A 14157-nucleotide genomic window follows, 5' to 3' on the forward strand; every position below is an offset into this window, starting at 1 on the left:
ATATGTGTTTGATGGTTTTTTTATTTTTTGTTGATTAAAAATATTATTTATAATACCAGTCAAAAGTGTTATTGAAATTTTTATTTAATTGGTTATTTTTGATGTTGTTGTTTTAATTGGCTAATTTATTTTGTTTTAATATTTATTTCACTATTTTATTTAATGAATACTTGTTTTTTATGTGATTTTATTGTTTTTTTATGTGAGCCTTTTCCTTTTAATGCTTTGAGTAAATTATATTTTTTGTTTTCTGATTTATTAAGTCTATATTTATCAACATGAAATGATTTTTAACCTTTTGTTGCTAAATAAAAAAACTTAATTTTGTGTGTGGATATTTAATTTTTCAAGAACTGAACAATACTTATGAATATAAAATAGTTCAGTGGAATAATATGGTATGGCACCGTTATTTATAAATAAAAAGAGTGGGCATCCTGAATATAAACTTTCTCCGTTAGTTGTTAGTTTATACAGAGCTTTTCCATTATTAGTTATGGGGCTGATTTCAAACGGAGCTAATGCTTCCTGCGGTGCCACGGGTGGCTCAGTGACTACGCCAGAAACGGGCAACTGTACGATCAGTACTGACGGAAGCACCTTAACCCTGGACAGCAGTTTTACAGGCTTACTGACCTATACCGGAAATAACACTGCATTAGTGATTAACTCTGGCGGCAGTTTTGTCTATTCCGGTGCAACCTTCACCGGTATTCAGGCCACCGCGCCCAGCAATACCAGTTGGTCATTAACCAATGCGGGAAATGCTTCCGTTCCTGCGGGAGTAGGCTCTGTAGACTTAATTGGGTTGAGAACCAGTGGAAACTATTTAATTACTAATAATGGTGTACTGGTCAATAATTCAACCAATGGTTCAGCCAATACCATAGAAAGCAGTGTTAATAACACGAACTTAATACTGAATAATGCAGGCACCATTAGTTCAATCAATAGTGAAACGCTAAATTTAACCGAAACAAGTACTTATATTATTAATAATAGTGTCGGTGCTACCATTTCTTCAACCAGTGGTATTCCGTTAAACATTTCCGGAAACAACACCACTATCGATAACTACGGCACAATATCCACCGGTAATAATTACGCTATCTGGAACAACGCTGGCACCATTAATATTACTAACGAAGTGGGCGGTACCATCAGTTCTACTTCGCGCACCATGCAGCTGTATGGCACAGCCAATATTATTAACCGGGGATTGATTTCCACAGCAGCAAGTGGTTCTGACTGGGCAATCAACTCTAATGCGGCAATTACCGTGCGTAATGCCGGTACTATTCAAAATACCTCCGGTTTGGGGGCGATGTTCTGGTCGAATACGGCCGATACGCTGATTTTAGAGCCAGGCTCAGTGATTACCGGATTTGTTGATGCAGGTGGTGGAAACGATCTGCTGGCATTAGGAGGAGACACCGGCTCCGACAGTTTTAATCTCTCTCTGATTGGTAACTCAACGCAATATCGTCACTTTGTGCTGTTTGATAAACAGGAAAACAGCAGTTGGACGCTGACCAATACCGGTACACAAAACTGGACGCTAAGTGGTGGTCTGCTGGCCATTGGCAGCGGCGCGCAGCTTAACGGTAATATCAAAAACACCACCAATAATAATGTCTCTCTGCAACTTACCGGAACGCTGAATGCCAGTGGTAATGGCACTACCGCTATTCAGTTTGATGGAACGGGGCAGAACTCGTTGATTGTAGACTCTGGCTCAGTACTTGCTGGCACCAATACCAGCCTGGTGAAGAATAATGGCGGTACATTAACGGTTACCGGGCAGGGGAGCTATACCGGTCTGGTCAACGTATCAAACAGCAGCGGCATACTTCAGATTGGGGACAACGGTAGCGGCACCGGAGGAAACATCGGCAGTAACATCACGAATAGCGGCACCGTGGTGTTTAATCGCAGCGATAATAGTGCCTATACCGGTGTTGTCAGTGGTACCGGAGCATTAGCACAGTCAGGTTCAGGAACCACGACCCTGACAAAAGCACAGACCGTTACCGGCGGTACTACTATCAATAGCGGCACATTGCAGGCCGGTATTATCAATATGATTGCCAGCAGCAGCGGCTTGCAGGTTAATGGTGGTTTTTTTGATCTGAATGGCTTAAACCAGACGCTGAAAAATCTTAACGGTAACGCAGCGGGTGCGATAACCATGGGTGCTAATAACAGCACCACGTTAACGGTAAACAATACGGCTAACGGCGTTTACTCAGGCACCATTACCGGCACAGGCTCTCTGCTGAAGCAAAATAGCGGAACCTTAACCCTGGCGGGTAATGTCAATCTTACCGGAGATGTCAGCTCAAATATTCAGGTCACCGGTGGTTCACTATTGATTAATGGTGGCAATACCGTCGAAAGTTCCAGCGCGCAAATCAGTAATGGCAGCGCGTTAACGGTGAGCGGTTCTGGCTCAACGTTAAAATCTCGTGTGGCAACCAGTGTGGGAACAGCAGGAACCGGGATACTGAATGTTAGCAGTTCCGGTACGCTGTTAACCAATACACTTTCGGGTACCGGTTCAGGTCAGGTCAATTTCGATGGTGGAATACTAAAAGCAACCGCCAGTAATAATGCGTTTATCAGCGGCTTTGGTGCAACAGGATTAGCCTTGTTGAGCGGCGGCGGAACCGTTGATTCTAATGGTTTTGATATTGCTACCGACAATGCGTTTAGCGGCATTGGTTTACTGACTAAAACAGGGGCCGGTACTTTTACCCTAACGGGGACAAGTACGCATACCGGTGGTACCAAAGTTTCCACGGGGGTATTGCGTTTAACTAATGCCGGTTCAATTGGCAGCTCTGCCGTTGCTAGTTAGCGGCATCAACGCCAGCGCCCCAGGCAGTGCCAGCGCACTGTCGGATACGGAGTTTACCATTATCCACACGGCTAACGGTATTACCGGCGACTTTTCCTCTGTTGATTTGAACGGTGCGACCAGCAATGTGGATTACCTGACGCTGGCAGGCCGGGTGGTTAATGGCGTGGATTATAATGTTGCTCTCCAGTTGGCCTGGTTGGCCGGTGGCGCGCTGGGTAATGGTACCTTTACGCTGACCGATGCCAGCGATCTGTTTAATGTGGATGTGGTACTGGCCGATCAAACCGGGCCATTCACCAGCGGCTGGGATGGTAACTCCCTGACTAAAGAGGGGTTGGGAACCCTACAACTCTCCTCTGCGAATACCTATACCGGCAGCACCCTGATTAATGGGGGCACTTTGCAGACAGGCATTGCTAATGCTTTTGCCACCAGTAGTAATGTGAATATCGCCGGTAATGCCACGCTGGATCTGAATGGCCTTGCCCAGCAGGCGAATAATCTGGCCGGTAGTGGTCACATTACTCTGGGGTCTGGTGCATTAACGGTAAACAGCAGTGTAGATACGGTTTTTAGCGGTGATATCAACGGTAGCGGAAGCCTGATTAAATCAGGCGCCAATCAACTAACATTAAGTGGGTTAAGCCAGTATAGCGGCGGTACTACCATCAGTAGTGGTACTTTGAAAAACACTCAGGGCGGAGCGTTGGGTACAGGCAGTATCGCCAATAGTGGTACTCTGGAGTTAAACTTTACCGCTGATAACGCCTTGTCTAATATTCTTAGCGGCAGCGGTAGTTTAGTTAAAACCGGCACCGGTAATGCCACTTTGACCGGCGTAGGTTCTTCTCAGGGCGCGGTAAGCGTTAATGAAGGGAGTTTAACGCTGGCGCAAAATGGGGCGTTTACCGCCACCAGTTTGACAACGGATACCGATGCAACTACTGAACTGGGGCTGAATTCCTCTCTTAATCTTTCCGGAGCACTGACTCAAAATAGCGATGCAACGCTGAATGTCACATTAGGTACCGTCAACCCGCTCATTACCGCAGATAGCGCAGCATTAGATGGTGCATTAAATGTTGCGGGATTAGACACTGTTGATGTTCCGGCTCAGGCCAGTGAACTGGAAACGGTGAAATGGAATGTTATTCATACCACCAATGGTATTACCGGTGATTTCAGCACGGTGAGTTTGGGCGGTGCCAGCAGTTCAGTGGACTACCTCACTCTGGCCGGGCATATTGTCAATGGAGTGGATTATAGTGTGGGCTTTGGTCTGACCTGGCTGGAGGGAACTTCACTGGGTAATGGTGTCTTTACGCTGGCGGAAAGCGACGACAATTTCAATGTTGATGTGATTCTTGCCGATCAAACCGGGCCATTTACCAGCGGTTGGGATGGTAAAACCCTGACCAAAGAGGGGCTGGGAACTCTGCAACTCTCTTCAGTGAATACCTACACCGGCAGCACATTAATTAATCAAGGCATCTTATTGGCCGGTGTGGTAAATGCCTTTGCTGACAGTAGTGATATCAATGTTGCTAATGGCGCAACATTGAACCTCAACAACTTTGCACAACAGGCAAATAACTTAAGCGGAACCGGTCATATTATTTTGGGTACCGCCGCATTAACTGCAAATAACAGTGCAGATACTACCTTTGGTGGCAATATCGATGGCAGCGGCAGCCTGATTAAATCAGGAATCGGTACCTTTACTCTAAGTGGCACAAATAGTTACAGCAATGGTACTACCATCAGCGCCGGGCGGTTAAAAGCCACCCAGGGTGACGCGCTGGGCAGCAGTGGTATCACCAATAATGCGACTCTTGAACTGAATTTTGCCAGCGACAGTGTGGTATCTAATATTCTGAGCGGTACCGGTAATCTGGTGAAATCTGGCAGCGGTAAAGCGACGCTGACGGGGGCGGGCTCCTCACAAAATGAGGTTGATGTTAACGAAGGAACGTTAACGCTGGCACTGGGCGATGTGTTCTCTGCCGGTGATTTGAGTACGGCTGATGGTGCAGTAATCGATGTCGCTGAAGGGACAACGGTAGAACTGAGTGGTGCTTTAACTCAAAACAGCGGTGCGTCGTTAAATGTGGCACTGGGCGATAGCACCGATCCAATTATTAGCGCCGATAGTGCGGCGCTGGACGGAACACTGAACATCACCGGCTTTACCACCGGCACGCTCACCAGCGCCAGTGAACTGGCCGGTACTCAGTTTACGATTATTCATACTACCGGCGGTATCAGCGGTGACTTTAGCGGCCTTAATCTGGGCGGCGCGACCAGTAACGTGGATTATCTGACACTGGCGGCAAAAGTAGTGAATGGCCTTGATTATAACGTTGGCTTTGGCCTGACCTGGGAAGCCGGTGATGCTTCAGGCAATGGCATTTTTACCCTGACTAATGCTTCAGACAATTTCAATGTGGATGTGGTGCTGGCAGATCAAACCGGCACCTTCAGTAGCGGTTGGGATGGTAAGAGCCTGACGAAAGAAGGGCTAGGAACTTTACTGCTCTCTTCTGCAAATACCTATACCGGCAGCACGCAGATTAATGCAGGCACCTTGCAAACCGGTATCGCCAATGCTTTTGCCACCAGCAGCGATGTGACGGTCGCCGGTGGCGCAACGCTGGATCTGAACGACTTTGCTCAACAGGCCAATAACTTGTCCGGCGGGGGAAGCATTCTGCTGGGCAGTGCAGCCCTTACCGCCAGTAACAGCGCCAATACCATCTTTAGTGGGGTGATTGATGGTACCGGTAGCCTGATGAAAACCGGTACTGGTACGCTGACCTTAAACGGTGCCAATACCTATCAGGGCGGCAGTACCATCAGCAGCGGTACGCTGGTGGCCACACAGGGCAATGCACTGGGAACCGGTACCGTTGATAATAGTGCAGCGCTGGAACTGAACTTTGCCACCAATAGCACCTTAAGCAATGTATTAAGCGGTAGCGGCAGCCTGACCAAAACCGGTACCGGGGTTGCGACGCTGACCGGCACGGGTTCAACGCAGGGGGCAATTAACGTTAATCAGGGCACGCTGAACTTTGTCCAGAACGGGGTGTTTAACGGCAGCAACCTGATTACTGCCAACAATGCCATCACCTCCATTGCTGCCGATGCTTCACTGAATCTGAGCGGGGCGTTAACCCAAAATGCCACCGCCACCTTGAATGTGGCGGTGGGCAGCGTTCAGCCGGTGATCGCTGCGGATACGGCAGCCTTAGACGGAGCCCTGAATATCACCGGCTTTACCACCACGGCACCAACCAGTGCCAGCGCGTTAACCAATACTGAATTTACCGTTATCCATACCACCGGAACGGGCGGCATCACCGGCGACTTTAGCTCCGTGAGTCTGGGCGGCGCCACCAGCAGCGTAGACTATCTGACGTTAGCCGGTAGGGTGGTGAATAACGCCGACTATAATGTGGGCTTTGGCCTGACCTGGCTGGCGGGCAGCGCTCTGGGTAACGGTACCTTTACCCTGACCAATGCCGGTGACCTGTTTAATGTGGATGTGGTGCTGGCGGATCAAACCGGGCCATTTACCAGCAACTGGGACGGCAAGAGCCTGACCAAAGCCGGACTAGGCACGTTACAACTCTCCTCGGTGAACACCTACACCGGCAGTACGTTGATTAATGGCGGCACCTTACAGGCGGGTATCGCCAATGCCTTTGCCACCAGCAGCGATGTGACGGTCGCCGGTGGCGCAACGCTGGATCTGAACGACTTTGCTCAACAGGCCAATAACTTGTCCGGCGGGGGCAGTATTCTGCTGGGCAGCGCAGCCCTTACCGCCAGTAACAGTGCCAATACCATCTTTAGTGGGGTGATTGATGGTACCGGTAGCCTGACTAAATCCGGTACTGGTACGCTGACCTTAAGCGGTGCTAATACCTATCAGGGCGGCAGTACCATCAGCAGCGGTACGCTGGTGGCCACACAGGGCAATGCACTGGGAAGCGGTACCGTTGATAATAGTGCAGCGCTGGAACTGAACTTTGCCACCAATAGCACCTTAAGCAATGTATTAAGCGGCAGCGGCAGCCTGACCAAAACTGGCGCCGGGGTTGCGACGCTGACCGGAACAGGGTCAACGCAGGGGGCAATTAACGTTAATCAGGGCACGCTGAACTTTGCCCAGAACGGGGTGTTTAACGGCAGCAATCTGATTACTGCCAATAATGCCATCACCTCCGTGGCCGCCGATGCTTCACTGAATCTGAGCGGGGCGTTAACCCAAAATGCCAATGCCACGCTGAATGTGGCGGTGGGCAGCGTTCAGCCGGTGATCGTTGCGGATACGGCAGCCTTAGACGGAGCCCTGAATATCACCGGCTTTACCACCACGGTACCAACCAGTGCCAGCGCCTTAACCAATACGGAATTTACCGTTATCCATACCACCGGAACGGGCGGCATCACCGGCGACTTTAGCTCCGTGAGTCTGGGCGGCGCCGCCAGCAGTGTGGACTACCTGACTCTGGCCGGTCGGGTGGTGAATAACGCCGACTATAATGTGGGCTTTGGCCTGACCTGGCTGGCGGGTACTGCACTGGGTAACGGTACCTTTACCCTGACCAATGCCGGTGACCTGTTTAATGTGGATGTGGTGCTGGCGGATCAAACCGGGCCATTTACCAGCAACTGGGACGGCAAGAGCCTGACCAAAGCCGGACTGGGCACGTTACAACTCTCCTCGGTGAACACCTACACCGGCAGTACGTTGATTAATGGCGGCACCTTACAGGCGGGTATTGCCAATGCCTTTGCCACCAGCAGCGATGTGACGGTCGCCGGTGGCGCAACGCTGGATCTGAACGACTTTGCTCAACAGGCCAATAACTTGTCCGGCGGGGGCAGTATTCTGCTGGGCAGCGCAGCCCTTACCGCCAGTAACAGTGCCAATACCATCTTTAGTGGGGTGATTGATGGTACCGGTAGCCTGACTAAATCCGGAAGCGGTACCCTGATCTTAAGCGGTGCCAATACCTATCTGGGGGGAACCACCATCAGTAGCGGTACGCTGGTGGCCACACAGGGCAACGCACTGGGAACCGGTACCGTTGATAATGGGGCTACGCTGGAACTGAACTTAGTCACCAATAGCACCTTAAGCAATGTGTTAAGCGGCAGCGGCAGCCTGACCAAAACTGGCGCCGGGGTTGCGACGCTGACCGGAACAGGGTCAACGCAGGGAGCGGTTAACGTTAATCAGGGCACGCTGAACTTTGCCCAAAGCGGAGTGTTTAACGGCAGTAGTTTAACTACCGCGGATGCTGCAATTACTTCCGTGGCCGCCGATTCCTCGCTAAACCTGAGCGGCGCACTAACTCAGAATGCCAATGCCACGCTGAATGTGGCGGTGGGCAGCGTTCAGCCGGTGATCGTTGCCGATACGGCAACCTTAGACGGAGCCCTGAATATCACCGGCTTTACCACCACGGCACCAACCAGTGCCAGCGCCTTAGCCAATACGGAATTTACCGTTATCCATACCACCGGAACGGGCGGCATCACCGGCGACTTCAGCTCCGTGAGTCTGGGCGGCGCCGCCAGCAGTGTGGACTATCTGACTCTGGCAGGTCGGGTGGTGAATAACGCCGACTATAATGTGGGCTTTGGCCTGACCTGGCTGGCGGGTACTGCGCTGGGTAACGGTACCTTTACCTTAGCCAGTGCCGGTGACCTGTTTAATGTGGATGTGGTGCTGGCGGATCAAACCGGGCCATTTACCAGCAACTGGGACGGCAAGAGCCTGACCAAAGCCGGGCTGGGCACATTACAACTCTCCTCGGTGAACACCTACACCGGCAGTACGTTGATTAATGGCGGCACCTTACAGGCAGGGATCGCCAATGCTTTTGCCACCAGCAGCGATGTGACGGTCGCCGGTGGCGCCACGCTGGATCTGAATAACTTTGCTCAACAGGCCAATAACCTGAGCGGAACCGGCCATATTAAGTTAGGTAGTGCAGCCCTCACCGCCAGTAACAGCACCAATACCACTTTTAGCGGAGATATTGGTGGTACCGGAAGTTTAATTAAAACCGGGATAGGGATATTAACTCTGGATGGACTGAGTAGTTATAGCGGCGGCAGTACTGTCAGCGCAGGCACATTGAAAGCCATGTCAGGGGGTGTGTTAGGTAGTGGTACCGTTACGAATAACAGCATACTTCTACTCGATTTTCTGGCGAATAGTACACTGGCTAACAGTCTGGCAGGCAGTGGTAATCTGGTAAAAGTGGGTAGCGGTAATGCAACGCTGAGTGGTGCAGGCTCTTCTCAGGGCTCCGTTAATGTGGATGGCGGAACCTTAACCCTGGCACAAGGCGATACTTTTGCTGCCGGTAGCCTGAATACGGCAACCGGAGCAACCACAGCAATAACGAATAACACTCGGATTAATATCAGCGGGGCCTTAACTCAAAATAGTGGTGCAACCCTTGATGTAGCTCTGGGAATCACACCACCGACGATTACAGCCAATACCGCGCTATTGGATGGTACGCTGAATATTAGTGGCTTTACCACCAGTGCGCCAACTAATGCCAGCGAGCTGGTCAATACGCAGTTTACGATTATCCATACTACTGGCGGTATCACCGGTGATTTCAGTCATGTGAGCCTGGGTGGTGCGACCAATAGCGCAGATTATTTACAACTGGCAAGCCAAGTCGTTAACGGTCTTGATTACAACGTAGGTTTTAGCCTGACCTGGGAGGCTGGTGATAGCTTAGGTAACGGTACCTTCACACTGACCAATGATTCAGACCGCTTTAATGTGGATGTAGTACTGGCAGACCAGAGCGGTATTTTTAGCAGCGGATGGGATGGTCACAGCCTGACTAAAGAAGGGCTGGGTACGTTACAACTCTCTTCACTCAACACTTATACCGGTAGTACCCTGATTAATAATGGTACCTTACAGACCGGTATTGCTGATGCATTTGCGACCAGTAGCAATGTGAATATCGCCAGTAACGGCACACTGGCATTGAATGGTTTTGCTCAACAGGCGAATAATCTGAGTGGAACCGGTCATATCAATTTGGGCAGTGCAGCCCTGACGGCCAATAACAGTAGCAATACTTTGTTTAGCGGCGATATCAATGGCGCGGGTAGTTTGATTAAAACCGGTACCGGCGAGCTGACCCTGAGTGGACAGAGTGGCTATAGCGGTGGAAGTACTATTACTGCGGGTACCCTGAAAGTCACTCAGGGTGGCGCGTTAGGTACGGGTACCCTGACCAACAATAGCATATTACAGCTGGATTTTGCCGGTGACAGTACGCTGGCAAATGTACTCAGCGGTGGCGGCAATCTGGTGAAATCCGGGGCAGGAAATGCCACTTTAAACGCGCTGGGCTCTTCTCAGGGATCGGTAAATATTAATGCCGGTACCTTAACTCTGGGGCAAAGTGATGTCTTTAATGCTGGCAGTCTGATCACGACCAGCGGTAGCGCTCTGGAATTGGCGACGAATGCTTCACTGAATCTGAGCGGTGCATTAACACAACAGAGTAATGCTACTCTGGGCGTCAGATTAGGTTCTGTCGAACCGTTGATTACCGCATCAACGGCGGCACTAAGCGGAACTTTGAAAGTGGTGGGGATTGATACCAGCGGCATTCCTGATAAAGCCTCAGAAATACCCAACGGCCTGTTTACCATTATTCATACTACCGGTGGTATTACCGGCGATTTTGACAGTATCGATCTGAATGGTGCGAGCAGCTCTGCGGATTATCTAATCGTTAATGCAGCGAAGAGTCTGAATAACAATGATTATAATGTTGGTTTTGGCTTAACCTGGTTAGCCGGTGCCGATTTGGGGAATGGTACCTTTACGCTGGTTAATCAGAATGACACGTTCAATATTGATATTGGATTAGCCAATAGCGTTGCATCCGCAACAGGCTGGGATGGTAAAAGCCTGACCAAAGAGGGGGTAGGTACCCTGATTCTCTCTGCGGCAAACTTCTATACCGGTAGTACAGTGATTAACAATGGTCAGTTACGTACCGATGCAGCCAATGCCTTTGCTAATAGCAGCAATGTGGTTATCGGTAATAACGGCACGCTTAACCTGAATAGTTTTGATCAACAGACTAATAACCTGTCGGGTACCGGTAATATCGTATTGGGGAATGCTGACCTGACGGCTAACAGTAACGCCTCCAGCATCTTTGGCGGTTCAATAAATGGCTATGGTAGTTTAATTAAAACCGGTAGTGAATCCCTGATCCTGAGTGGAATGAATTTCTATTCGGGGGGAACTACCATTACACAGGGACGGCTGATTGGTACTCAGGGCAATGCACTGGGGGTGAATGCAATAACGAACAATGCTGAACTGGAACTGGCTTTTGCCCAAACCAGCATACTGAATAATCAACTCACCGGAAGCGGTAGCCTGATTAAAAGCGGTAGCGGTATTGCCGTGTTAACTCACAATGACTCCAGTCAGGGAAATGTGTCTGTGAATCAGGGGGTATTACACCTGACTCAGGAAGGCGCATTTAACGCGGTTAATTACGATTCGGCAGCAGGGGCGACCACTTCACTGGCCACCAATGCCACCCTGAATGTCAGCAACCAGTTTAATATTGATGGCGTACTGGATGTGGTTGCCAGAGGTAATCCTCCGCTAATTACTGCCGGTACGGCCAATATTGGCAGTGCTGCGGTGATAAATGTGGCGGGTTACAGCGCACCGGAAACTACCACCGCCAGCCAGTTAGCCAATAGTCTGTTTACCATTATTCAGACATCGGCACCGGGAAATTTAACCGGGCGCTTTGCCAGCGGAACCGCGGGCGGTGCAACAAGCCCGGTTGATTACCTGTCTATTACATCGATTAATGATGGTTATCATTTTGATATTGGTCTGGCATTAAGCTGGTATGCGGCACATACCGGATTACCGGCCAAAGCAATAGGAAACTTTACGCTTACCGGTCAGAATGAGTACTTTGATTTAGATGCCTTACTCATGGATGAAGTGGCTAATGCGGCTACCGGATGGGATGGTAAATCTCTGACGAAGGCGGGAGCAGGAACCCTGGAACTGTCTAAATCCAACCTCTATACCGGTGCGACCCTGATTAATGGCGGAACACTGTTGGCGGGACATACTGACATTATTGCTCAAAGTTCACAGCTAAATGTCGGTGAAGGGGCCACCTTCGATCTGAACAGTTTTGACCAGCATGTGAATAACCTGACCGGTTCAGGTCATGTGGCGCTGGGCAATGCTCAACTTATTGCTAATAACAGTATGGATAGCACATTCAGCGGTGCTATTGATGGTTTTGGTAGCCTGAGTAAAACCGGCAGCGGTACGTTGGTACTTACCGGTGATAATGCGTTTACCGGCAGTACGACTATCAGTGAAGGCACCTTACAGCTTGGCAATGGTGGTACCACCGGTCGGGTGGCGGGAACCATTATTGATAATGCTCAACTGACATTTAACCATAGTGATGATTACAGCTACGCTGGCGTTATTAGCGGTAGCGGAATAGTGACACAACAAGGCCCGGGGCAACTGATCTTTAACCAAAATCAGACCTATAGTGGTGTAACTAATGTTAATGCCGGTAGTCTGGTACTGATGAACAATGCCTCACTGGCGAATACGCCATCCGTTTCTGTTGCCGAAGGAGCCATATTGGGTGGCTACGGCAGCGTTGCCGGAGATGTGGTGAACCACGGTCTGTTGGCAATTGCGGATGCATTACCCGGTATGAGTAATAGCCCGGCGGGTGTGTTTACCGTTGGCGGCCAGTTGGTTAACAGCGGTGAGTTACGTATGGCCAGCCCATTACCTGCCAGTCAGTTGCTGGTGAAAGGTAACTATGTGGGGAATAACGGTCTGTTAACTTTGAGCACCGTATTGGGTGATGATAATTCAGCAACCGATAAGCTGGTGGTGCAGGGAGACACATCCGGTTCTACCCGAGTTGTGGTGAATAACTCGGGTGGAAACGGCGCTGCTACGGTTAACGGTATTGAAATTATTCGCGTTGGCGGACAGTCAAATGGACAGTTTACCCTGGCCAATCGGGTTGTTGCCGGTGCTTATGAATATAGCCTGAATCAGGGGTTACCAACTCAGGCGGATGGTAACTGGTATCTGCGCTCTATAAGTGATGAAGGGAACGATACACCACAGTGGCGACCGGAGAGTGGCGCCTATTTAGGCAACCAGTCAATGGCATCACTGATGCAGATTCATACGCTGTTTGACCGTCAGGGGGCGCAATATACCCAAAATGATGGTAGCTCATGGGGGCGTATTATCGGCGGTCATACCCAAAGTAAAGCGGCTGACGGCCATGTGGATATGAGCGGCGACTACAGTCTGGTGCAGTTTGGTACAGATATAGCCGCTTACCAGCAAGAGAATCAACGTCTGCAAATTGGGCTAATGGGCAGTTGGGGGAATGCAGATACTGACTCTACCGGGAATAGTGATTTGAATGGCGTTCATCATTCCGCCAGCGGCTCGGTTAATGGCTTTAACCTGGGGGCCTATGCCACCTGGTTTGCCGATGCGCAACGTAAGAGTGGACTCTATGTTGATAGCTGGACGCAGTACGGTTGGTACGATAATGAGGTGAAGGGTGAAGGCCAGCGCTCTGATAGCTATGACTCTAATCTGTGGAGTTCATCGCTGGAGGTAGGTTATAGCCTGATGCTGAGTCCACAAAATGAGAAACATTTATTGGGTCTGACGCCACAGGCTCAGGTTATCTATAGCCGTTATACTGCCGATACGTTCACTGATTCCAGTAATACCCGGGTAAGCGGTCAGAATAATGGGGCTTACAGTACCCGTTTAGGTGTTCGTCTGTCCGATGATATTCTGGATGATGCTTATGGGGTACAACCCTATGCAGAACTTAACTGGTGGCACCATAACCAGAGCTCGACGGTAACGCTTGATAGTATGCATATTGAAGAAAACGTACCAAAAGATCGCGGTGAGCTGAAATTGGGTCTTCAGGGTAACTTTAATCAACGCTGGCAGGGTTGGGTAAATGTTAGCGGAACCGACGATTTTGACCACTATCAGAAGCTGGAAGGTGCGATTGGCGTGCGTTATGTCTGGTAAATATTGATAGTTTTATGGTGCTACTAAAGAGGTCATTTTGCGGAAGAGCAGAATGGCCTTTTTATCGTCTGTTATTGATAAAACGATAAAAGATTGTGATAAAAATAATTGCGTTAATATATTGAATATATAAAAGAAAATCCCC

2 protein-coding genes are annotated in these 14157 nt (G+C 49.8%); both read left to right on the forward strand.

All coding sequences use genetic code 11. From position 1 onward, the window contains the following. The first annotated feature begins 400 nt into the window (after nucleotides 1-400). Nucleotides 401-2857 (forward strand): beta strand repeat-containing protein, encoded by a 2457-nt coding sequence (locus LPW36_RS09790; protein WP_230609491.1) that lies wholly within the window; start codon nucleotides 401-403, stop codon nucleotides 2855-2857. Next, nucleotides 2820-14012 carry an autotransporter-associated beta strand repeat-containing protein gene (locus tag LPW36_RS09795; protein WP_230609492.1) on the forward strand — a complete coding sequence of 3731 codons (11193 nt, stop codon included), beginning with the start codon at nucleotides 2820-2822 and terminating at the stop codon, nucleotides 14010-14012. Before LPW36_RS09790 ends, LPW36_RS09795 begins: the two co-directional genes overlap by 38 nt. Nucleotides 14013-14157 lie beyond the last annotated feature (145 nt).

This window comes from Limnobaculum eriocheiris (genome assembly GCF_021010575.1).
Lineage (GTDB): Bacteria > Pseudomonadota > Gammaproteobacteria > Enterobacterales > Enterobacteriaceae > Limnobaculum > Limnobaculum eriocheiris.